Below are 24,525 nucleotides of genomic sequence, written 5' to 3' on the forward strand. Positions count from 1 at the left end.
CTTATTTTTTGTTTTAATAATTTACGAATTTCTTTTAAAATCGACTAAAAACTTATTATTTTCTTTTAAATGATATAAGTAAACATGTAAAAGTTATAATAAATGTCAAATTGATTTCTTTTTCCAAACTGTAGTTTTTTAATTTTTTAATGCATTTATAGCCGTTTTTTATCTGTTATTTAGATTCAATAAATTGTCTAAATACTACGACATCCAAAGAAATGAATTTTATCAAATTTTATGAATTTTAAGAGAAAAACTGATTACTTGATAAGAATGTCTTTTTAAGAAATTATCCATTTTCTTTCTCCAAAAAAAGCTTAAATTTGAACTTCCTCCATTTTTTATTTTTAGCTTTTTCATAGTTCATATAATCAAGGATTTACACTGGAAAAGTTTTGAAATTTGGAGCTTAATTTTTGTATTTTAAAGCTATGTATTTAATATTCGATACCGAAACAACCGGATTACCAAAACGTTGGGATGCGCCAATTACAGATTCTGATAACTGGCCTCGCTGTATTCAGATCGCATGGCAGCTTCATGACGAAATGGGGCAATTGATCGAACATCAGGATTATTTGGTAAAACCAGACGGATTTAATATTCCATATGATGCCGAACGTATTCACGGAATTTCGACTGAATTGGCGGAAGCCGATGGAATAACGCTGGCCGAAGTTTTGGAGAAATTCAATATCGCTTTAAGCAAAACCAAATTTATTGTGGGTCAGAATTTAGGTTTTGACGTTAATATTATGGGGGCCGAATTTCATAGACTGGGAGTCGATTCTCCTATGAGCGCAATGCCAGTTTTAGATACTTGTACGGAAGTTACAGCTTCATTATTACAGCTTCCTGGAGGTCGTGGAGGACGCTATAAATTGCCAACTTTAACAGAATTACACGAATATCTTTTCAATAAACCTTTCGCAGAAGCACACAACGCAACTGCCGACGTTGAAGCAACTACACGTTGTTTTTTAGAATTAATTAGACGAGAAGTTTTTACCAAAGAAGAACTAGATGTCCCGAAGGATTATTTTAAAGAATTCCAAGAAAGAAATCCACAGGAATTTCCTTTAATTGGTTTAAAACATATCAATTTAAAAGCGGCTTCTGATAAAATCAGAGAGCAATTAAAAGCTTTAGAATCTGTAGACAAACAAACTGGTGTTTCAGATTCTGAAAGAGCTGATTTTAAAGCTGCAAAATACGCGCATTTGCACAATCATACGCAGTTTTCGGTGTTGCAATCGACTATCGGAATTGGAAATATTGTAGCCGCTACAGCCAAAAATGGAATGCCGGCTGTTGCCATGACCGATACCGGAAATATGATGGGTGCATTTCACTTTGTGAGTGCGGTAATGAATCATAACAAGGCGGCTTCTGCCAAAAATAAAACTTTAGTTGAAGCTGGTGAAGAACCAACAGAAACGGAGATAAAGCCAATTGTTGGGTGCGAATTTAATGTCTGCGATAATCACTTGGATAAAAGCAAAAAAGACAACGGAAATCAAGTGGTTTTGCTGGCCAAAAATAAAAATGGTTATCACAACTTGGCTAAAATGTCGTCGATCGCTTTTACAGACGGATTTTATTATGTTCCGAGAATTGACCGAACTATTATCGAAAAATACAAAGAAGATATCATGGTTTTGTCTGGGAATTTATATGGGGAAATTCAGAGTAAAATCCTAAATATTGGAGAAAACCAAGCAGAGGAAGCGGTAATTTGGTGGAAAGAACAATTTGGCGATGATTTTTATCTTGAAGTGATGCGTCACAATCAGGAAGATGAAAATCGTGTCAACAAAACCTTGATCGAATTTTCGCAAAAACACAATGTCAAATTAATTGCAACAAATAATACCTATTATTTAAATAAAGAAGATGCCAATGCCCACGATATTTTACTTTGTGTAAAAGACGGTGAAAAGCAGGCAACGCCTATTGGACGCGGACGCGGTTATCGCTACGGACTTCCAAATCAGGAATATTATTATAAGTCTTCAGAAGAGATGAAAAAACTCTTTTCTGATTTGCCGGAAGCTATTATTAATATCCAGGAAATTGTTGATAAGGTAGAGACTTACTCTCTTTATCGTGATGTATTGCTTCCTAAATTTGATATTCCAGAAGAGTTTTTTGTACCCGAAGATGAAGTTGATGGAGGCGTAAGAGGTGAAAATAAATACTTGCGCCATTTGACAATGGTTGGAGCAAAAAAGAGATATGGCGAAATTACAGAAGCGATTCAAGAACGTTTGGATTTTGAGCTGTTAACAATCTCGAATTCGGGATATCCAGGATACTTTTTGATTGTTCAGGATTTCATTGCCGAAGCCAGAAATATGGATGTTTCTGTTGGTCCTGGCCGTGGATCTGCAGCGGGTTCTGCCGTTGCATATTGCCTCGGAATTACAAATATTGACCCGATTAAATACGATTTGCTTTTTGAGCGTTTCTTAAATCCGGATCGTGTATCGATGCCCGATATTGATATTGATTTTGATGACGAGGGCCGTGGCCGTGTTATGGATTATGTAATCAATAAATACGGAAAAAATCAGGTTGCACAGATTATTACTTATGGTAAAATGGCAACCAAATCAGCGATTCGTGATACGGCTCGTGTATTGGATTTGCCTTTATTTGAAGCTGATAGAATTGCAAAACTGATTCCAGCAATGATGCCATCGAAATGGAATTTGGCTCGTTTTATTTCTGAAAACGAAGATGATATTAAAAAAGCCCTTCGTTCTGATGAATTTGATAATGTAAAAGAGTTAATCGCCATTGCCAATGAAGATGATTTGGCTGGAGAAACGATTCAACAAGCAAAAATCCTTGAAGGATCGATGCGAAATACCGGAATTCACGCCTGTGGTGTAATCATTACGCCATCTGATATTACGAATTTCGTTCCCGTTACCACTGCAAAAGACTCTGATTTATATGTAACGCAGTTTGATAACTCGGTTGCCGAAAGTGCGGGATTGCTTAAAATGGACTTCTTGGGTCTAAAGACCCTTACGCTGATAAAAGATACGGTTAAACTGGTAAAATACAGAACCAACATTGATTTGGATCCCGATACTTTCCCGATTGATGATGAAGAAACGTACGCGCTTTTTCAAAGAGGAGAAACGGTTGGAATATTCCAATACGAGTCGCCGGGAATGCAGAAATACATGAAAGATCTAAAGCCAACTGTTTTTGGAGATTTAATTGCCATGAATGCCTTGTATCGTCCAGGACCTTTAGAATATATTCCATCTTTCGTTCGAAGAAAAAATGGAGAAGAGGAAATTAAATACGATTTAGATGCCTGCGAAGAATATCTTGGAGAAACCTACGGAATTACCGTTTACCAAGAACAGGTAATGCTTTTGTCGCAATCGCTGGCAGACTTTACAAAAGGTGAGGCCGACGTTTTGCGTAAAGCAATGGGTAAAAAACAAAAAGATGTTCTAGATAAAATGAAACCTAAATTCGTTGAACAAGCAGCGAAAAAAGGGCATGATGCCAAAATTCTAGAGAAAATCTGGAAAGACTGGGAAGCTTTTGCGAGTTACGCCTTCAACAAATCGCACTCAACATGTTATGCCTGGATTGCATATCAAACAGCTTATCTAAAAGCACATTACCCTGCTGAATATATGGCTGCGGTTCTTTCAAATAATATGAATGATATCAAACAAGTGTCATTTTTCATGGAAGAATGTAAACGCATGGGATTACAGGTGTTAGGACCTTGTGTAAATGAGTCTTACTATAAATTTACGGTAAATGATGAATATGCTGTTCGTTTTGGAATGGGAGCGATTAAAGGAGTTGGTTCTGGAGCAGTTGAAACAATTGTAGCAAACAGAAAAGACGGAAGGTATAAATCGATTTTTGATTTAGCAAAACGAATTGATCTTCGCGCAGCCAATAAGAAAGCAATTGAGAATCTTGCATTGGCAGGAGGTTTTGATTCGTTTGAAGGAACTACAAGAGCACAATATTTTCATGATGACGGCGACGGAATCACTTTTTATGAAAAAGCAATGCGCTATGGGTCGAAGTTTCAGGAAAATGAAAATTCATCGCAGGTAAGTTTGTTTGGTGAAGCCAGTGAAGTGCAAATAGCGGAGCCTGTGGTGCCTCCTTGCGAAGACTGGAGCACAATGGAGAAATTAGCCAAAGAAAAAGAAGTTGTGGGAATTTATATTTCTGGACATCCTCTTGATGATTTTAGATTTGAGATGAAATACTTCTGTAATGCTCGTTTAGAAGCTTTAAAAAGCATGAATGAATATGTAGGTAAAAATCTAAATTTTGCGGGTATCATTAATAACGTACAGCATCGTGTCGCTAAAAATGGAAAAGGCTGGGCAGTATTTAATCTAGAAGGTTATGACGAAAGTTTTGAGTTTAAAATTTTTGGTGAAGAATACTTAAAATTCCGTCATTTCTTAATTCAGAATAATTTTGCATATCTAAAAATATTGATAAAAGACGGATGGGTAAATCATGATACAGGCAAAAAATCAGAACCAAGAATGCAGTTTGTTGAGATAAGACAATTGCAGGATATTCTAGAGGCGTTTGCTAAAAAACTTGTTTTGCTGTTAAATATAAAAGATTTACAGACTGAGTTTATTCATCAGTTAAGTCATTTGTTTAATGCGAATAAAGGCGATAATTCTGTGACTTTTGAAATAATGGAATTAGAAAAAATAAAACGTTTAGTTGAGGTCGAAACCAATACTGAATTTGAAGAAACCGAAGATGCAGTTTTTGCTGATGAAAATGAAGATTCTGATGTGCCATTAGAAGATACTAAAATTCAGGAAGTAACTGAGGTCGAGGAAATAAAAGTTGTAACTAAATTAACGATGCCAAGCCGTAGGCTAAAAGTCAAAATTTCGACAGAACTATTGCAGGAATTAGAAAAAATGCAGGTTAATTTTAAGTTGAACTAAATTTTAACAGTTAAAATTTAATATTATATGAATTTTTTATGTTAAAAATATGCATGCATAATAGTTTTTTAGTAATATTGTCCGAAATTACAACGATTTCGTTCCAAGTCTAACCTTGCAATGCTTAACGTTATGTTAAAATATTTTAAGTTTGCATAAATTAATTAAATCAGAATTATGAAAAAGAACCTATTTTTATTAGGATTATTAGTTTGCTCTATGGCCACAATGGCGCAAACAGAAAAAGCAGATAAACCAGAAAGCTGGTATTTTAAATTAGCTGGATCTTATTTTAATCAAACAGCTTCAACAGAATTTCCAGTAGTTGGAGGTCAATTGCCAAACAGAGATGTTTATGCAGGTACATTAACTGCTAATAAATTAATTTCAAGAGAAAGTGTTACAGGTTCTTTTGGACAAGGTTTCAGAAGCGGTATTACAGCTGGTTACCGTTTTTCTACACGTTTAGGAGTTGAGATGTCTGCTAATTACTATGTAAGTAATGAAAAAACGATGGCTCAAACAACAAATAGGCTTGCTTCTTATAACCCACAGACAACTGTTGCTACTTATGTAAGCTTTACAGCTGAAGGAGAAATCAAAGCTTTTGATTTAGCACCAGCGATTGTAATGTTTTTAGGTGAAGCTCATGGTTTTGAACCATATACTAAAGTTGGAGTTATTGTTCCAATTCACGGTACATTAGACATTAAAACAAATAGAGATTATGTAAGTTTTGCAGGAGCTAACCAAGTTGCTGAAACTCAAGCTTATTCAAAAGATGTTGTAAAACCAAATGCAACAATAGGTTTTATGGCCGCTTTAGGTACATCTTATAAATTAGGAAAACACATCTCTGCTTTTGCTGAGTTAGAATACCGTAACTTTACTGTACACGGAAAAACTAAAGAAACTACTGAGTATACTGAAAATGGAGTTGATAAATTAAATACTACAACTTCTTTTAGAGCTGCTTCAACTGCTGCAACTCATACAAATTATGTTGATAAATTAGACGTTAATTCTAATAATGCTTTAACTAATCCAAATGGTGTAGATACTACAAAACCAATGGACGAATTAAGTTCTTATGTTGGAATTTCAGGTTTAGGTTTGACTTTAGGTCTTAAATACAGCCTATAATTCTAAAGAAATTTATAGTTTATATAAAAGAGGATATTCATTTCTGAATATCCTCTTTTTTGTTTTGTCATTTCGACGGAGGAGAAATCACACTCGAAACTCGACAGAGATTGGCGAATTTCTTTATGGAATTTCTTTTGTGATTTCTCCTCCGTCGAAATGACAAAAATGTGTAAAATTATTTATTTTGAATTTCTAAATTCCTTTAAAACTTCATCAATAACCCAAGTTGTTCTTGACGCTGAACTTCCTTTTGATGGAGAAGCACCTTCATTACCTAAAAGCTCTGAAACTACAGTTTCGATAAATGGCTGCTGAATATGAAGCGGATTTTCAATTGTTATGCTTTCTTTTTCTCCGTTTGTATATTGAATATGAATTGGATCATTTCCAAAAGTAGAAAAAGAGATTTTGCCTTTATCGCCTACAATTTCGGTATTGTCATATCGTTCAAAACTGGCGAAATTCCATAAACCAGTTCCGTGAATTCCATTTTCAAATAGAAAAGACATTGAAACAGCATCTTCTGCTGGATAAGCTTTTAATTGAGAACTCGCATGCCCTCGCACGGACTTAATAGGACCCAAAACAAAATCTAGAAAATCTAAAGTATGGCAAGCCAAATCAACAAAAATTCCTCCTCCTGAAATATGTGGCAAAACTGTCCAAGGCAAATTAATTTCGTCATCATAGCGTTCTTCAAACGGATGATATAAAACGCAATTTACGTGTCTAACAGTTCCAATTTTATTTTGATCGATTAGTTCCTTAATTTTTAAAAATCTTGGCAAGCTTCTTCTGTAATAGGCTACAAATAAAGGTACATTGTGTTCTTTGCAAACGCTGATCATTTCATTGCATTCTTCAAATGTCAAAGCCATTGGTTTTTCAACATAAACTGGTTTTCTGGCTTTAGCGCATAAAATGGTATATTCTTTATGAGAAGATGGAGGAGTGGCAATATAAACAGCATCTACTTCTGGATCATTAATTAAATCAATCGCATTCGAATACCATTTCGGAACATTATGACGTTTGGCATAATCTTCGGCTAAAGCTGCATCTCTTCGCATAACGGCAACTAATGCTGAATTTGGAGTTTTTTGAAAGGCAGGTCCGCTTTTAACTTCTGTTACATTCCCACAGCCTATAATTCCCCATTTTATAATTTTCATCGTTTGGTTTTTTAGTTTCTCAAATTTAAAAAACGTTTGCCATGAATTACACGAATTACAACGAATTTTCTTTTGAAACTGATTTTTAAAAAACGATTCACGAATTATTTTTTCACGCAGATTTAAAAAGATTTTAGCAGATGAAGCAGTCTTAATAAACGATCTGCTTAAATCTGCAAAATCTGCGTGAAACAAAAAGCCACGAATTCACAAAATTAATTCGTGAATTCGTGGCTAAAAATAAGTTAAGTGCTTAAAATTTTACTGTTTAGGTAAAGCTGTAAAGCCCATATTATAAAGTGTAAACGCTTGAACGTCTACATTTTCCTGAATTGAAGCTGCAACTGATTTTCCTGCTCCGTGTCCTGCTTTTACATCAATACGAATTAAAACTGGATTGTCGCCAGCTTGTTTTTCCTGCAATTCAGCAGCGAATTTAAAACTGTGAGCAGGAACCACACGGTCATCATGATCTCCTGTTGTTACCATTGTTGCAGGATATTTAATGCCTGCTTTTACATTTTGTACAGGAGAATATCCTTTAAGATATTCAAACATTTCTTTATTGTCCTGAGCTGTTCCGTAATCGTACGCCCAACCTGCACCGGCTGTAAAAGTATGGTAACGCAGCATGTCCATAACCCCAACAGCAGGTAATGCTACTTTCATTAAATCAGGACGCTGTGTCATTGTTGCACCCACTAATAAACCTCCGTTAGAACCGCCGCGAATCGCTAAAAAGTCTGATGAAGTATATTTTTGAGCAATCAGATATTCGCCTGCAGCAATAAAATCGTCAAATACATTTTGCTTTTGCAATTTCGTTCCGGCGTCATGCCATTTTTTCCCGTATTCACCGCCGCCTCTTAAATTAGCAACTGCGTAAACACCTCCATTTTCCATCCAAACTGCATTTGCGATACTGAAACTTGGTGTCAAACTAATGTTGAAGCCGCCATAACCGTAAAGGATTGTTGGGTTTTTACCGTTCAATTTTAATCCTTTTTTATACGTAATAATCATCGGGATTTTTGTTCCGTCTTTTGAAGTGTAGAATACTTGTTTTGATTCGTACTCTTCACTTTTGAAATCTACTTTAGGTTTTTGATAAATTGCTGATTTGCCAGATTTTGGTTCTAATGAATAAATCGTTCCTGGAGTTGTATAATTGGTAAAATTATAATATAAAGTTTTATCCAGTTTTTTTCCTCCAAATCCGCCTGCAGTTCCTACTGCCGGAAGTTTAATTTCACGAACTAATTTACCGCTATAATCGTATTGCTGTACAAACGAAACAGCATCTTTAGTATAATTAGCAAAAAAGAAACCTCCGCCTGTTGAAGGAGATAGAATATTTTGAGTTTCCTTAATGAAATCTTTCCAGTTTTCTGGTTTCGGATTGCTAAAATCAACCGTAACAACACGCTTGTTTGGCGCATTCAAATCGGTTTCAATAAACAATTTTGTTCCTTCGTTTTCGATAATAGAATTGTCGCTGTTAAAATTGTCAACAACCGTAATTATCGGACTATTTGGCACTTTTAAATCTTTAATATAAAGCTCATTTCCGTAAGTAGAATTCGAAGCAGAAATTACTAAATAATGATCGTCTTCAGTAACATAACCTCCAACATATCTTCGTTTTTGATCTGCTCCAAAAATAACTCTGTCTTCTTTTTGAGAAGTTCCCAGTTTGTGAAAGTATAATTTATGCTGATCTGTTTTTGCCGATAATTCGCTTCCTTTTGGTTTTTCATAACTCGAATAATAAAAGCCTTCATTTCCGTGCCAGGAAACACCGCTGAATTTTACATCAACTAAAGTATCTTCTAAAACTTTTTTAGAAAGAGCATCAATTATAATCACTTTTCTCCAGTCGCTTCCACCTTCAGAAATAGAATATGCAGCTTTGTTTCCGTCTTTAGAAAAATCTAAACCGCCTAGTGAAGTTGTTCCGTCTTTAGAAAAAGTATTTGGATCTAAGAAAACTTCTTCTTTCCCATCTTGTCCTTTTCTATAAACAACAGATTGATTTTGAAGTCCGTTATTTTTAGTATAATAAGTAAATTTTCCTTCTACAAACGGGGCACTTATTTTCTCGAAGTTCCAAAGTTGTTCCATGCGTTTTTTAAGTGCATCACGAAATGGAATTTTATCTAAATAACCGTAAGTAACTTGGTTCTCAGCTTTAACCCAAGCCCCAGTTTCAGCAGATTTATCGTCTTCAAGCCAACGATAGGGATCGCTTACTTTTGTGTCAAAATAAACATCAACAGTCTCGCCTTTTTTTGTTTCTGGATACTGAATTTTGTTTTGTCCAAATGAAATTCCTGCGGTTGTAATTGCCATTATTAGAAATGTTTTTTTCATAGTTTTTGTTTAACGGTTATAGCAAAAATACCACTTTTAGTTGAATATAAATTTACCGCAAAGCACGCAAAGTTTTTTAATTAAGCAGCCTTTATAAAAACACAAAGTTCGCAAAGCTGTGTGAAATAACTTTGCGAACCTTGCGGAATCTTAGCGTACTTTACGGTTAAAATTTTACAAGTTGAAATTCACACCTAAAACGATGTTTCTTCCAATGTTCGGGATGCCATCTGTTTTTAATCTTGAAAGGTGAGCAATGTAACTTTTATCGAATAAATTGTTTCCGTTTAAGTTTACATCAAAAGCAGTTTTTCCTAATTTTACAGTTCCTCCAAAACCTAAATTTACTAACGTATATCCTTTTGAAGCCGTTTCGAAACCGCTTACATTGTCTTGGCTAAAAGTCGAAGAAACGTTTAGGGAAGCATAACCTTCTTTAAACCAATCTTTGATGTTAAACTCCGTTCTTAAAGTGTTATTCCAGTTATTTGCCGGAATTAAAGGCAAATAATCATCGTTATCTTTTTTACCAGTTACAGTTTCAAAACTGGTTTCAAAATGAAGCCAATCTAAAGGATGCGGATGAAAGTGAAAACCAACTTCTCCACCATATAATTTTGCATTATCCTGAACATAAGCAAAAACGTCATTATCGTCACGAGTTTCTCCCGTTGGCGAAGTGTAGATATAATTGTTTACATGATTGTAAAATCCGTTTATAAAAAACTCAAAATGCGTGTTTTTGTATTCTAAATTCAAATCGGTTTGAACGTTTTGTTCTGTTTTTAAATCAGTATTTCCAATTTCATATCGATTTGTTCCTTCATGAACTCCGTTCGAAGTTAATTCGGCTAAATTTGGCGCTCTAAATCCAGTTGCCACATTCAAACGAAGTGTCAAGGGTTCAGCAAGTTTTGTTTTATAACCTAAAGAAGCATTAAAGCTGTCAAATGATTTGTTTAAAGGGAGAAAATAACCTTCTTCATCTACAATTCCGTGTGCTTCAGAAGTTATATTTCTATTGTCAAAACGCAATCCCGCTTGCAGAACACTGCTGTTCCATTCGTAATTTGCAGTTCCAAAAACACCAAAATCATTCGTTGTTGCATTCGGAATTAAATATTCTTCTCCGAAATTGCTATTAGTTTGATGCATTCCCTGAACGCCTAAAATTGTTTCAATTTTGCCCATTTTGGCGAAATGATATTTTGCGTTGTAATTGAAAGTATTCAATTTCATTCTTAAAGAGGCGTTGTTGCTGTCTTCAAACTCGCTTCTGTCATTGGCTATATATCCCAAATCAACATCTAATTTTGAGTTTTCAAAAAAGATCACATTGTTAAGACTTAATAAATGATTGAAAATTCCCTGTCTTGGAAACATCGTGTTTTTGCTGGAAGATTGTTCTGCAATTCCGTCTTCTGGAATTCCAATATCCAGTTTATTGTAATTGTATCTTAAAACACTTGAAAAACTAGAATTGCTGTATCCAATTCCGGTTTTAAAATCGGTTTCGTTATAACGTGAATTTGTCACGCGATCGCCATCAGCAATTTTATAATCAGAATGCGTGTTGAAACTGCCTCGCGCTAAAAATTTCCAATTATCCGTAGATGTTTTTAAGTCAATCGAAGAATTGCTTCCTTGTGTATTCGTAAAATATTTTTGACTGAAATTTGCTTTAAAAGTATTCGCATCAGCAAACTTTTCTGGATTGAAATACAAAACACCGCCCAAAGCATCAGATCCATAAAGTAAAGAAGCAGGACCTTTTATAACTTCAACACTTTCGATTCCGGCATCATTTAATCCTAAACCGTGCTCGTCTCCAAATTGTTGGTTTTCGATACGCACACCTTGAGAATAAACCAAAACACGATTCCCGCTAAGACCTCGGATTACTGGTTTTCCGATAGAAGTTCCGGTAGAAATTTGAGAAACTCCAGGAATAGTAGCCAAACCTTCAATCAAGGTTGAGGTTCCTTTTTGCTGTAATGTTTTGATGCTTTCGTGCTCGACTTTCATTACGTTTTGCGATTGCAGTTTGTTAAAAGGTGTTGAAACCACAACTTCATCCATTTCAAAAACAGATTCTGAAAGCATTGCATCTAAAGTGTTTTCTTTTAATAATTTAAAAATAGTTTTATTCTGAGTGGTATATCCAACGAAGGTAAAAGCAAGGCGAAAACTTCCGTTTGGAAGATTCGTAAATTCGTATTTTCCGTTTGCGTCGGTTGTTGTTCCTTTATGTAATTCTGGCGCATAAACAGAAACGCCTGGCAAAGGCTGGTTTTGAAGATCGGTTACAGTTCCTGAAACAGAATTTTGGGCTGAAAGCAGACTTGAAAACCCTAAAATAAGGGCTAGTATTATTTTTTTCATTTGAAAATGATGCTATAGTTAATTGATTTTTTCTTCAAAACAAAAACTAAAAAACTAACAAAGCCTTCCGATCTTGTTGTTCAAGATGGAAAAACAGACTAATTTTCTGAATTAGATTTGAATGATTTTGATTTTCGAGTAATTCGAAATTTAAGAAACTATAGCAGCTGGTGGTCCGCGCAATAAATAGGCGCTTCCAGAAAATGACTTGATGTTTTCTGAAAAAGCAATGAAATATGGAATTTCACTATGAAAAGTATAAAATTGAAAAGAAAAATTCTCAGGAACAATATAACTTCCAAAGACAAAATTACAAACGTAACAAAGATCATAATTATGATGCTGATGCGTTATTTCACCGCTCGGATCATTATAATCGTGATGACATTGTTTTTCTGAAAGCTGTTTTACAATGTGCTCATAACTGTGTATCGACTGAAACAATATTGAGAACAATACCGTTACGGCCAGAGAAACACTTATTATGAGTTGCTTTCTTTTCATACTTGACAAAGGTATAAAAGAGCAATGAAAAATTGATTCATTTTTTTGATTCTGTTGCAGATTTCTTGAAAAAAATGCAACGAATGCTTTTATTCGTCATGAAAAACAGAATAATTACTTTCAAATCTAATCTTGAACTGGCATTATATTATATTTGTAAGTGAAATAAATCAACTCCAAAAAACGTTTACTTGAAAACCTCCTTAAAACCAAAATACGATATGCGATTACTTTTTAGTTGTTTGTTTTTAGTTTCGTTTTTTAATGTGTTCGCACAAGAAGAAACAAAACCTAAAATAGAACCGATTGTAAAAATCGATTCGTTATATCGTGAAGATCAATTTTATTTTACGGTTACCTATAATCTTTTGGCTCAGATTCCTAAAGGACTTAAACAAGATAAATTTTCTGCAGGACTTTCTGCAGGTTTTCTTCGCGATATGCCAATCAATAAAAAAAGAACAGTTGCTGTTGCTACAGGTTTGGGATTAAGCTATCAGAATTTCTTTCAAAATATTACTATTTCTAAAGATCAAGCGGGAGCCATAATTTATGGTGTAAACGATTATAACGAGTTTGTCTCGAATAAATACAGGCAATATTTAGTAGATGTGCCAATTGAGTTTAGATGGAGAAATTCTACTTTTGACAGTTATAAATTCTGGAGAATCTATGGTGGTGTAAAACTAAGTTATGTGATTTCAAGCAAATCTCTTTTGAATGATGGCGAGACAACATACAAAATTGTAAATAACCCAGACATCAATAAATTTCAATACGGTGCTTATATTTCAGCAGGTTATAATACCTGGAATGTGTATATGTATTATGGTTTGAATCCGTTGTTTAAGGATGTAAAAACAGTTTCTGGAGAAAAATTAGATGTGACTACAATGAATATCGGATTGATTTTTTACATTTTATAACCACAAATACAAAAACAGCACTTGCGGCAGAACGCCAATTAATAAGCCAAGCATGATTTCTTTTGCAGTATGAGCATTCATTTCTAATCGAGATGAAGCCACGACACCCGTCATTAAAATTAAAAATGCCGGCCAATACGGATTTTTCATTTGTAAATGAACATTTAATCCAATTACAAAAATGGCAAAACTACTGATTGCCAACATATGAAGACTTGCTTTTATCTTAAATAAAGAACAGATCAAAGCTAAAATTGTACTGAATAAAGCTCCTAAAAAGAAAAAATGCAGTTCAGGATAGCGGCTAATTATAATGCTTCTTTTTACCAATAAAATATATAAAAAACACTGCAAAATGAGCGGGATTTTTCGTTGAGAAGTTTCCGGAACCATTACAGAACTTAAATGCCCAGTAGATTTTAGCAAAAGAAAAAACAGCACCGGAACTAAAATCGTAATAATCAGAATTTGAAATAAAACAAAGTATTTTTCTTGATTGGTAAAAACATCTTCTTTAACAAAAAGATAAAATAAAGTGGCATACATCGAGATAAAAATCGGATGCAGGATATAGGAGAATAAGGGAAGTATTTTTTTCAAAACGCTTTATTTTGTGGTATTCAACAAATATAATGAATTATTTTTTTGCCACGAATTTCAGTTTTCTTGGCACAAATTAATTTTTTTTTTAATCTGTAAGAACCGTTTAATTGAGGACAAATATTTTTGAGTTCAATCTATAATGAATAAAAATTAATTAGTGAAAATTTGTGCAATTCTTGGCAAACCTTTTTTTAAATTTGACAAAAAGAAATTCTAAATGAGCATAAATTTAAAAAGCCTTATCTCGGTTCTTAATGCCGAATGGATTGGCTCTAACACTGATATTTTTGTAGATCATATTTCGATCGACAGCCGTTCATTGCAAAACGGATCAAAAACTTTGTTTATTGCCCTGTCTGGTGTTAATAATGATGCTCATTTGTATATTGATGAACTGATTGAAAAAGGAGTTCAAAACTTTGTCGTTCAATACATTCCTGAAAATGCTAAGGGAAAAGCTAATTTTTTAGTCGTTAAAAACACTTTGAATGCCTTGCAGCAATTTGCTAGCTATTATCGTAATTTATTCGATTTTCCTATCATCGGCTTGACCGGAAGCAATGGCAAAACGATTGTAAAAGAATGGCTTAACTTTTTGCTGAGCCCGGATTATAATATTATCAGAAGTCCAAAAAGTTATAACTCTCAAGTGGGAGTACCATTATCTGTAATTGCAATAAATGAAAAACATAATTTAGGAATTTTTGAGGCTGGAATTTCGACGGTTAATGAAATGGACAAGCTTGAAAAAATCATAAAACCTACCATAGGCGTGCTTACTAACATTGGAAGTGCACATGACGAAGGGTTTTTAAATTTAGTACAAAAGATTGATGAAAAATTACTTTTGTTTAAAGATTGCCCGATAATTATCTATCAAAAAAACGAAGTTGTCAACTCCTGTTTGTCTCAGTTTACAGCAGAATATATGATGCATCCGCGCAAACTTTTTTCATGGAGTTTTACAGATGAATCTGCAGATGTTTTTATTCTGAATAAAGAAACTAAAAATGAAACAACGACTATTCAATATCAATATAAAGAGGAGATTTTTAGTTTAGAAATTCCGTTTAGCGATTCGGCTTCGGTAGAAAATGCTATTTCGTGTTTGATGGTTTTGCTTCATTTTAAATATGATTTTGCGACGATTCAAAATCGTGTACAAATGTTGTATCCGGTACAAATGCGTTTAGAAGTGAAGAACGGAATCAACAATTGCAGTATTATTGATGACAGTTACAGTTCTGATTTTCAATCACTTAAAATTGCTCTGGATTTTCTGGAAAGCCAGCAGAAAAAGAATGCCACTAAAACCGTGATTTTGTCGGATATTTTTCAGAGTGGCTTTTCAAATGAAGAATTGTATTCTAAGGTGGCACAGTTAATTTCTGATAATAAAATAAACCGCATAATAGGTATTGGAGCTACTATTTCTTCTTTCAAAGCTAAATTTTCGAACAGTATAATGTTTCAGAATACTGCCGAATTTATAAGCCAAATAGAAAGCTTAAATTTTAATAATGAGACAATTTTGATAAAAGGAGCAAGGTCATTTCAGTTTGAAGAAATTGTTGCTTTGCTTGAAGAAAAAACACATGAAACCGTTCTCGAAATCAACTTAGATTCTATAAGTCATAACTTAAATTACTACAAATCAAAATTGGCCAATGATGTGAAAATCATGGTTATGGTGAAAGCTTTTGGATATGGAAATGGAGGTTTGGAAATTGCAAAATTACTCGAACATCATAAAGTAGATTATTTGGGTGTGGCTTTCGCCGATGAAGGAATCTCGCTGAAAAATGGCGGAATAAAATTGCCTATTATGGTGCTGAATCCAGAATCGACAAGTTTTCCTTCTATTATTCAATACCAATTAGAACCGGAAATTTACAGTATAAAAGGATTAAATGCCTTTTTGAAAATTGCTAGAGAAAAGAATCTGAAAGATTTTCCGATTCATATTAAACTTGATACCGGAATGCATCGTTTGGGTTTTGAAGAAAATACAATTGAAGAATTAATTAAAACTTTAAGAGACAATACGACGGTTAAGGTAAAAAGTGTTTTGTCGCATTTGGCTACAAGTGATGATTTGAATCATTATGATTTTGTAATTTCTCAGATTAATCTATTTGAAAAATTATCTTCAAAACTAATCTCTGAGTTAAATATTAATCCGATTCGTCATATTTTAAATACATCTGGAATTAGTAATTTTCCGAGCGCACAATATAATATGGTGCGTTTAGGAATTGGTTTATATGGAGTTTCGAATGATCAATTGGAGCAAAAATATTTGGAAAATGTTGGAACATTAAAATCAATAATTTCGCAGGTTCGTACAATTCCGTCTGGAGACAGTGTGGGTTATGGCCGAAGGTTTATGGCTGAAAAAGAAACTAAAATTGCGACAATTCCAATTGGTTATGCGGATGGAATATCGAGATTATGGGGGAATCAGGTTGGTTTTGTAACGATTAAAAATCAGAAAGCTTTTATCGTAGGAAGTGTTTGTATGGATATGCTGATGGTTGATGTCAGTAATATTGATTGTAAAGAAGGTGATTCAGTAATTATTTTCGGCGAAAGCCCAACGGTAATTGAAATGGCCGAGGCGCTAAAAACCATTCCGTATGAAATTATGACGAGTATCTCACAACGAGTAAAACGGGTATTTTTTAGGTAATTCTTTAGAAATTATAGAGAAAATTTCTTATTTTCGATAAAATAAATTTAATCTAAAAGAAACAATTATGAGTATACTTTCGGAATTTAAGGAATTTGCAATGAAAGGCAACGTAGTCGATTTGGCTGTCGGTGTAATTATTGGAGCTGCTTTTGGTAAAATTGTAACCTCATTAATTGAGAATGTAATTACACCATTGATATTGAAGCCGGCATTAGATGCTGCTCACTTATCAAAAATCGAAGATCTTACCGCTTTTGGAGGTGTTAAATATGGCTTATTTATTTCGGCTGTAATTAACTTTATAATTGTGGCTTTTGTTTTGTTCTTAATCATTAAAGGAATAAACAATCTTAAAAAGAAAGAAGTGCCGCCACCTGCTGCGCCGGCAGGACCAACACAGGAAGAATTATTGATCCAGATTAGAGATCTTTTAAAAAATAAACAATAATATAATATACCGCTGCACTAAGTCTAACTTAACCGCTTCTTGATGAGGCGGTTTTTTTTATTTTTGTTTGTTTTGTAACATTTTGTTATTTTTTGTGAATCGTCTTGTTTTGATTTTTATTATGTATACTTTTGCAGAGTAATTTAGATTAATTCATACTAAAAATATAAAAATGAGAATAGCGGTTGTAGGTGCCACTGGTATGGTTGGCGAGATAATGCTTAAAGTTTTAGCGGAAAGAAATTTCCCTGTAACAGAGTTGATTCCTGTTGCTTCTGAAAAATCAGTAGGAAAAGAAATTGAATTTAAAGGTCAAAAATATAAAGTAGTTGGGTTACAAACAGCAGTTGATTTAAAAGCTGATATTGCGGTTTTCTCAGCGGGCGGTGATACGTCATTAGAATGGGCTCCAAAATTTGCTGCAGCCGGAACAACAGTTATTGATAACTCATCTGCGTGGAGAATGGATCCGACTAAAAAATTAATCGTTCCAGAAATCAATGCTGATACTCTTACAAGTGCTGATAAAATTATTGCAAATCCAAACTGTTCAACTATTCAGATGGTCTTGACATTGGCTCCTTTGCACAGAAAATACAATATCAAAAGAATTATTGTTTCTACTTATCAGTCAATTACTGGAACTGGTGTAAAGGCGGTTAGACAGTTAGAAAACGAATATGCTGGAATTCAGGGTGAAATGGCTTATAAATATCCAATTCACAGAAATGCAATTCCACAATGTGACAGTTTTGAAGAAAACGGATACACTAAAGAAGAAATGAAATTAGTTCGTGAAACTCAAAAAATTCTAGGTGATAACACGATTAGAGTTACAGCTACTGCAGTTCGTGTGCCAGTTGTAGGCGGACATAGCGAAGCTGTGAATGTTGAGTTTACAAATGATTTTGATGTAAATGAAGTTCGCGAAATTCTACACCATACAGATGGAGTGGTGGTGCAAGATAATTTAGATACCTTTACTTATCCAATGCCATTATACGCAGAAGGTAAAAATGATGTTTTTGTTGGAAGAATTCGTCGTGACGAAAGCCAGCCAAATACCCTAAACATGTGGATTGTTGCTGATAACCTAAGAAAAGGTGCTGCAACAAACACTATTCAAATAGCTGAATATTTGATTAAAGCTGGTTTAGTATAATTAGAGATTAAAGAAAATTGTTATAAAGAAAAAGCCGTAATTGCAGAAATGTAATTACGGCTTTTTTGATTTTAATTGAGTTAAACCTATTTCTTTTTCATTAATTCTTCTGCGCAATTCTTTCCAATTTTTTGAACCAAAACACCATTTTTTGGATCTTGTAAATCTGCAGGGCCGATATTTTGTTCTTTCAATTTAGAAATAGCACAATCTGCAATAAAAGAAGCTTTTTCGTTGCTTAGACCAGTACGAACAAAACCATCTTTTAAAATTGCTTTATATTTTTCTTCAGTATTTGAATCCCAGCTATTTTTTACTTCAGATTTAGATAGCGTTTTGCATTTTACGAATGATTCTTGTGCACATTCTTTTCCCATGTGCATAACCATTATCGAAGTTTCGGGTGTTTGCGCGTCATTCGGTTTTAAATTTTTACTTTTCATTTTCTCAAGAACACAATCAGAAACATAAACGATCTGATCTTCAGAGAATATACCTTTTCCTGCGCTTTGTAAACTGTCTTTAAAAGCTTTTTTGAATTCGGTTTCTTTTTCTGGTGTCCATTCATTTTTATTGCACGAGAATAAGGCGACAGCCATTAAGGTAATACTGATGTAGTTTAGGAATTTGTTCATTTTATTTAAGATATTATGGATTAGCTAGAGAAATAAATTCTCTTTAAAATTTTGCAAAAGTATTTTGTACTTATAAACAAGGCTAGTCTTAAAAGACATAATAATGATAGGATAGGGTAGTTTTAAAGAATTAAGCTTTCGAAGATGCAGTAATGGAATTACAGTTTTTATGCACTTTTTTATGGTATATTTGATTTGAATTTGACTTAAAGAAATGAAACATATAGACCTAGAATATATAGCAACGAATTATATTGAGTTTGAAGAAGTAATTAGAGAAGCAAATATCTCTTCAGAAAAGCTGAATGAGTTAATTGAAAATAAACTTATTCCGGAGGCTTCATATAGTATAAATTCAGATATTACAATTCGTTCTTCCTTAAATGACAGTTTTAAAGTTACTATTGAAAGAAAGTATTTTCATCCAAGTGTTTTACAGCTTATAAAAGATAATGAGAATCTGAATCCTGAAAGTTTCAAAATGACATTCAAGGAAAATTTGTTGACAAATTTGAAAAACCATGCTTACAAAACATTTGCATATGGAAATGTTTTTGAGGAAAACGGGAAGCTAAATGAACAAAAAGCAAATATTGCTCTTGAGGAAGAATGGAATTATTTCTGCCAGGGAATCTACGGAATCTGCACTTTGAATAATAATGAAAATGACATTATTGAAAAGGAAATTGCCATAAAGAGAATTTTGGATTTCATAGAAAAGAAATCAGCGTCTTTATCAAATGATGAAAAAATTGAGCTCGAAAAACTCAACGCCGAATTTAATAAAGCGACAAGTAATTTTGCGCCTTATCAGCGAGAATTAAGCAGTAGAGGAAAATATTTGGATAAGTTATTAAGAGCGTTTTCGTTGGATAATTTGATTAAAAAAGAGTATTAATTATAGGATATAAAAAAAGCGAGAACTTTTAAATTCTCGCTTTTTCTTATTTTTAATATTCCGGAGCCAGTTCTAATTCAAGCCCTTCTAATTCTGTAGTAATTGGAATCTGACAGCCTAAACGACTATTAGATTTAACATAAAACGCTTCCGAAAGCATGGCTTCTTCTTCATCACCCATTTCAGGTAATGCAACGTCATTCAGAACATAACACTGGCAAGAGGCACACATGGCCATTCCGCCACAGGTTCCTTCAACAGGAAGTTCGTATGCTTTGCATAACTCCATTATATTCATTGCCATATCAGTTGGAGCCTGTAATTCGTGTATAACTCCTTCTCGATCCTTAATCTTTATTAATACATCCATTTTAATTATTTGGAATTTTATGGGTTAGGATTTAATAACGTGAAAAAACCCTTGTTTTTATTAACTGGTTGGTTTTATGCTAAATGCGAATTCTTTTCTTTTGTTTTCTTTCAGGTGCATTTTTACACCGAGTATGTTGCCTCCTTTTTCTAACAACGTAACAACAGCTATAACAGAATAATAATCTTTATTGGCCTGAAAGATTAATGTTCCTTCGTAAGTTGAATTAACAACTCCTTGTTTATCTGTAGTCGCAGAAAGTTTTCTTGGATGTGTAAATTCAGCTGTACTATAAGTTGCCTTGTTTGAAAATTTTGCTTTTCCTTCGGCAAAATCATATAAGAAATCATAATTTCCAATTCTTAAAGTGCCTTCTTCACTATTTGCAGTAGTGTTAAAAACAATTTGTCCTGAATATTCAAAATCGGACCATTCTTCTGATTCACTTACCCAAGCTTTATCAACAATAAGAGTCTGTGTTTGCTGTGCGTAATTGACTGACACGAAAAACAGCAGTAAAAATAGAGCGTAATAGTTCTTCATAATTTAGGATTAAAGGGTTATTTTACAAATTTAGGCTAATTATATAATAATTCCTTAACTTAAACTCTTAAAACTTTATACCCTTTTTTGTTAAATCTTCAATGTTTACGCTTATTCTGAACATTTTTCTTAAGATTTTTAAAGCAAACAAGCAAAAGAGCTATTATTCTTGTTAATATCTAAAGGTCTAAAATGAGAAGAACATTTCTTTTACATAATGTTTACCACAGTTTCAATCTGTGGAGCATATTTTTTTATTGTTGTTTCAACTCCAGCTTTTAGAGTCATTTGGTTTACACTGCAGCTTATGCACGCTCCTTCGAGACGAACTTTAACATGCTTATCATCATCTATAGAGATAAGTGTAATATCGCCTCCATCAGAATTTAAAAAAGGTCTGATTTCGTCTAATGCAAGTAATACATTGCTAGTTAATTCTTCTGTTGTCATAATATTTTATCAATTAGAAAATTAGTCAATTAGATAAGTAGAAAATTCACTTTGAAGTAAAAATTATCTACTTATCTAATTATCAAATTATCTCATTAGTCTTATCTCAATTATCTAATTATTTTTTTACTGCTGAACAACCTGCCATTGTTGTAATTTTAATAGCTTCTGTTGCAGGTAGACTATCGTTTCTATTTACAGTTTCTTGTACTACATTTCTAGTAATTTCTTCAAAAACAGTTTCGATTGCAGAAGCTGTTTGTAAAGCAGCTGGACGACCGTAATCTCCGGCTTCACGAATTGACTGTACAATTGGAACTTCTCCTAAAAATGGAACATTCAAATCTTCAGCAAGGTTTTTAGCACCCTCTTTTCCAAAGATATAATATTTATTATCAGGCAATTCTTCAGGTGTAAAGTACGCCATATTTTCAATAATTCCCAAAACAGGAACATTAATATTGTCTTGCATAAACATGGCAACTCCTTTTTTTGCATCAGCAAGTGCCACAGCCTGAGGAGTACTTACGACTACTGCTCCAGTTATTGGCAGCGATTGCATGATCGAAAGGTGTATGTCTCCAGTTCCCGGAGGCAAATCGATTAGCATAAAATCTAATTCTCCCCAATCTGCATCAAAAATCATTTGGTTTAAAGCTTTAGCAGCCATTGGACCTCTCCAGATTACAGCTTGACTTGGTGCCGTAAAGAAACCGATAGAAAGTATTTTGATTTCATAACTTTCAATTGGTTTCATTTTAGACTTTCCGTCAACAGTAATTGAAACCGGCTTTTCGTTTTCGACATCAAACATAATTGGCATCGAAGGCCCGTATATATCAGCATCTAAAACGCCAACAGCAAAACCCATTTTTGCCAATGTTACAGCAAGATTTGCTGTTACAGTTGATTTTCCTACTCCTCCTTTACCAGAAGCAACAGCAATAATATTTTTGATTCCTGGAATTGCACGACCTTTAATTTCGTTTTTCTCAGGAGTTTCTACCTTAATGTTTACTTTAATTTTTGCATCAGCAGATATCAATTCGTGAATCGTTTTTTTGATATCATCTTCAGCTCTTTTTTTAATGTGCATTGCTGGTGTATGCAGTACTAAATCTACTACGACTTCGTCTCCGAAAGTAAGGACATTGGCAACAGCACCACTTTCAACCATATTTTTTCCTTCTCCAGCTATAGTAATAGTTTCTAAAGCTTTAAGAATTTCTTTTCTGTCTAATTTCATTTTAATAAGGTATTTTTCTATTGATGAAACGTTGTTAAAGAACTATGTTAATTTAAACTCATTTCAGACTGCAAAGATAACTGATTATGTTTGGATTTCTTCTCTTTTTGAATCGTATTTATTGATATCTAAATTATTCAAAATGATACTCTTGTTTTTTAGACCTGCTGGTTTTCAATCTTAAATCAGAACATCGAGATGTTTCAACATTCCCACGTGCGAATTTTAATAGATTACAAAGTAATATGATAATAAGTTTTACGTGCCTCTGAAGTAAATTTGACTACCCTAAATTTCTGATTTAAAGCATTTTGAAAAATGCATAAATAATTTTATAAACATGCAAAAGTAATTTTGTACTAAATAATTAAAAAACAAAAAAATGCAACGTTTTATCTTTTTAACCTTGAGTATTGTGGTGAGTTTTACAACTTTTTCTTTTAATTCTATGGCGAATGAAAGTAAAGTAAAAACAAATGAAATTGAAGTTGAGAGTACTTTAGTAAATAAAATAGGGTTCTCTGCAGTTGCTCTCGACAGCGTGTTGATTGACAAATTTTTTAAAAAGTATACCAAATTAAAAAAATACCAAAATGAGGTTTCAGATCTTTATCAAAAAAGAGAATACAACTCTATTTGGTATGATGATGCAGCAATTAATGAATATGGAATTTTGTTATATCAAAAAGTCAGTGTTTTAAACGAACAGGGAATTAAAGCGAATATGGCTTATATGAATGTTATTGAAAGTGCTTTTGATGATAAAGCTTCAAATAAACTTTCTAAAACGGAGGGAGAACTTTTGCTTTCAAGCATGTATTTCTTTTATTCAAACAATTCTGGTGTTGATGCGGAAACGCTTAAAAAAATAGAATGGGTTTTGCCTTCTAAAAATGTTTCTTACGACACTGTTTTAGATTCACTTGCCACTAATCCGGTTCAAATTAATAAAGATGCTAATCTTTTAAACACTCAATATTATAAACTTCAGGCGATGTTGAAAAAATATCGTGACATTGAGAAAAACAATCTTTGGAAAAGAATTGATATCGATACTGAAAATTATAAAGATTTAAAACCTTTTGATTCGTCAGTTGCCGTAAAACAAATTAGAGAACGCTTGTTTGTTATTGGTGATTTAAAACAAGATTCAAAAAGAAATGTCTATGATGAAGAAATGATGGCAGGAGTTTTAAATTATAAAAAAAGATACGGTCTTAAATTAAACTATACCCTTACATTAGAGCATATTAACCAAATGAATGAACCAATCGAAAACAGCATAAAAACAATAATGCTGAATATGGAACGCTGCAGATGGATTCCTGCAAAATTGGGTCAGGCAGCTGAATATGTAATGGTTAATATTCCAGCTTACAGATTGAATTATATAAAAAATGGGAAAAACAGATTGACATCTGACGTTTTTGTGGGATCAAGATTGACAGAGACTTTTATTTTTAGCGGTAACATTGATCGAATTGTATTTAGCCCATATTGGAATGTTCCGGCAAGTATTGTCAATAATGAATTGAAACAAAAAATGGCTGCCGATGAAAATTATTTGGCAGAAAATAATATGGAGTGGAATGATGGAGCAGTGAGACAAAAACCAGGACCTAAAAATTCTTTAGGCTTAGTAAAATTCTTATTCCCAAATCCTAACGATATATATCTTCACGATACTCCAGCAAAAAGTTTATTTGATTTTGAAAAACGTACTTTCAGCCACGGATGTATCAATATTAAAGATGCAAAAGGATTAGCAGTAGCTATGTTAGAAGAAGATCAAGAATGGTCAAAATCTAAAATTGACGAATCTATGAGCGGTGAAAAAGAAACGCCTTGTATACTTAAAAATAAAGTGCCAATATTTATAGGTTATTTTACAGCTTGGGTAAATGAAAATGGTGAAATAGGTTTTTATAAAGATGTTTATGAAAGAGATCAGCGTTTAGATAAATTACTGTTTTCTGATTCAGTTGCCATGCAATAATACACACAC

Annotated in this window: 18 protein-coding genes; 8 read left to right on the forward strand and 10 right to left on the reverse strand. The window is 33.4% G+C overall.

What is annotated here, in order from left to right; translation table 11 throughout:
* The first annotated feature begins 434 nt into the window (after positions 1 to 434).
* A complete protein-coding gene (gene dnaE / locus IRZ83_RS07675; RefSeq protein ID WP_194567903.1) occupies positions 435 to 4,973 on the forward strand; it encodes a DNA polymerase III subunit alpha in 4,539 nt (1,512 codons plus the stop codon).
* 177 nt (positions 4,974 to 5,150) lie between these two features.
* Positions 5,151 to 6,116, forward strand: a complete 966-nt coding sequence (locus IRZ83_RS07680; RefSeq protein WP_029271630.1) for an outer membrane beta-barrel protein — start codon at positions 5,151 to 5,153, stop codon at positions 6,114 to 6,116.
* A 182-nt stretch (positions 6,117 to 6,298) separates the two neighbouring features.
* Here the strand turns inward: IRZ83_RS07680 and IRZ83_RS07685 are convergent, their stop codons facing one another.
* The 4 genes from IRZ83_RS07685 to IRZ83_RS07700 form a co-directional block, all read right to left on the reverse strand.
* Positions 6,299 to 7,291 carry a Gfo/Idh/MocA family protein gene (locus IRZ83_RS07685; RefSeq protein ID WP_029271631.1) on the reverse strand — a complete coding sequence of 331 codons (993 nt, stop codon included), beginning with the start codon at positions 7,289 to 7,291 and terminating at the stop codon, positions 6,299 to 6,301.
* A 261-nt stretch (positions 7,292 to 7,552) separates the two neighbouring features.
* A complete protein-coding gene (locus tag IRZ83_RS07690; protein ID WP_194567905.1) occupies positions 7,553 to 9,661 on the reverse strand; it encodes a prolyl oligopeptidase family serine peptidase in 2,109 nt (702 codons plus the stop codon).
* 174 nt (positions 9,662 to 9,835) lie between these two features.
* Entirely contained in the window at positions 9,836 to 12,043 is a 2,208-nt protein-coding gene (locus IRZ83_RS07695; RefSeq protein WP_194567907.1) for a TonB-dependent receptor, read from the reverse strand.
* A gap of 150 nt (positions 12,044 to 12,193) precedes the next feature.
* The gene (locus IRZ83_RS07700) at positions 12,194 to 12,547 is read right to left on the reverse strand and encodes a hypothetical protein (protein ID WP_029271634.1); all 354 of its coding nucleotides are present in this window, start codon (positions 12,545 to 12,547) and stop codon (positions 12,194 to 12,196) included.
* Positions 12,548 to 12,738: 191 nt separating this feature from the next.
* Here IRZ83_RS07700 and IRZ83_RS07705 point away from each other — a divergent pair, with 191 nt between their 5' ends.
* Entirely contained in the window at positions 12,739 to 13,473 is a 735-nt protein-coding gene (locus IRZ83_RS07705; protein WP_317174431.1) for a porin family protein, read from the forward strand.
* Here IRZ83_RS07705 and IRZ83_RS07710 read toward each other — a convergent pair.
* Positions 13,468 to 14,073, reverse strand: coding sequence for a hypothetical protein (locus IRZ83_RS07710; protein WP_029271636.1), 606 nt, complete (start codon positions 14,071 to 14,073; stop codon positions 13,468 to 13,470). The two genes, IRZ83_RS07705 and IRZ83_RS07710, sit on opposite strands and share 6 nt — an antisense overlap.
* A 220-nt stretch (positions 14,074 to 14,293) precedes the next feature.
* Here IRZ83_RS07710 and IRZ83_RS07715 point away from each other — a divergent pair, with 220 nt between their 5' ends.
* The 3 genes from IRZ83_RS07715 (at position 14,294) to IRZ83_RS07725 (ending at position 18,378) form a co-directional block, all read left to right on the forward strand.
* Positions 14,294 to 16,765: a bifunctional UDP-N-acetylmuramoyl-tripeptide:D-alanyl-D-alanine ligase/alanine racemase gene (locus IRZ83_RS07715; RefSeq protein ID WP_194567909.1), complete on the forward strand. Its 2,472-nt coding sequence runs from the start codon at positions 14,294 to 14,296 to the stop codon at positions 16,763 to 16,765.
* 67 nt (positions 16,766 to 16,832) lie between these two features.
* Positions 16,833 to 17,216, forward strand: a complete 384-nt coding sequence (gene mscL, locus IRZ83_RS07720; protein WP_029271638.1) for a large conductance mechanosensitive channel protein MscL — start codon at positions 16,833 to 16,835, stop codon at positions 17,214 to 17,216.
* A gap of 172 nt (positions 17,217 to 17,388) precedes the next feature.
* Positions 17,389 to 18,378, forward strand: coding sequence for an aspartate-semialdehyde dehydrogenase (locus tag IRZ83_RS07725; RefSeq protein WP_029271640.1), 990 nt, complete (start codon positions 17,389 to 17,391; stop codon positions 18,376 to 18,378).
* A gap of 86 nt (positions 18,379 to 18,464) precedes the next feature.
* Here the strand turns inward: IRZ83_RS07725 and IRZ83_RS07730 are convergent, their stop codons facing one another.
* On the reverse strand, positions 18,465 to 19,013 hold the full coding sequence (locus tag IRZ83_RS07730; protein ID WP_194567910.1) for a hypothetical protein: 549 nt from the start codon (positions 19,011 to 19,013) through the stop codon (positions 18,465 to 18,467).
* A 214-nt stretch (positions 19,014 to 19,227) separates the two neighbouring features.
* Here IRZ83_RS07730 and IRZ83_RS07735 point away from each other — a divergent pair, with 214 nt between their 5' ends.
* The gene (locus IRZ83_RS07735) at positions 19,228 to 19,911 is read left to right on the forward strand and encodes a DUF6058 family natural product biosynthesis protein (protein ID WP_194567911.1); all 684 of its coding nucleotides are present in this window, start codon (positions 19,228 to 19,230) and stop codon (positions 19,909 to 19,911) included.
* 52 nt (positions 19,912 to 19,963) lie between these two features.
* Here IRZ83_RS07735 and IRZ83_RS07740 read toward each other — a convergent pair whose 3' ends face one another.
* From IRZ83_RS07740 to IRZ83_RS07755, 4 genes are all read right to left on the reverse strand, one after another.
* Positions 19,964 to 20,281 (reverse strand): 2Fe-2S iron-sulfur cluster-binding protein, encoded by a 318-nt coding sequence (locus tag IRZ83_RS07740; RefSeq protein WP_026982672.1) that lies wholly within the window; start codon positions 20,279 to 20,281, stop codon positions 19,964 to 19,966.
* Between the two features lie 60 nt (positions 20,282 to 20,341).
* Complete coding sequence (locus tag IRZ83_RS07745) at positions 20,342 to 20,824, reverse strand: hypothetical protein (protein WP_194567912.1); 483 nt, start codon at positions 20,822 to 20,824, stop codon at positions 20,342 to 20,344.
* Positions 20,825 to 21,034: 210 nt separating this feature from the next.
* Positions 21,035 to 21,274, reverse strand: coding sequence for a NifU family protein (locus IRZ83_RS07750; protein WP_026982674.1), 240 nt, complete (start codon positions 21,272 to 21,274; stop codon positions 21,035 to 21,037).
* A 118-nt stretch (positions 21,275 to 21,392) separates the two neighbouring features.
* A complete protein-coding gene (locus IRZ83_RS07755) occupies positions 21,393 to 22,520 on the reverse strand; it encodes an Mrp/NBP35 family ATP-binding protein (RefSeq protein WP_029271649.1) in 1,128 nt (375 codons plus the stop codon).
* Between the two features lie 382 nt (positions 22,521 to 22,902).
* Between IRZ83_RS07755 and IRZ83_RS07760 the strand changes: the two genes are divergently transcribed.
* Positions 22,903 to 24,516: a murein L,D-transpeptidase gene (locus IRZ83_RS07760; protein ID WP_194567913.1), complete on the forward strand. Its 1,614-nt coding sequence runs from the start codon at positions 22,903 to 22,905 to the stop codon at positions 24,514 to 24,516.
* Positions 24,517 to 24,525 lie beyond the last annotated feature (9 nt).

This window comes from Flavobacterium sp. JLP, assembly GCF_015350755.1.
Classification (GTDB): Bacteria; Bacteroidota; Bacteroidia; order Flavobacteriales; family Flavobacteriaceae; genus Flavobacterium.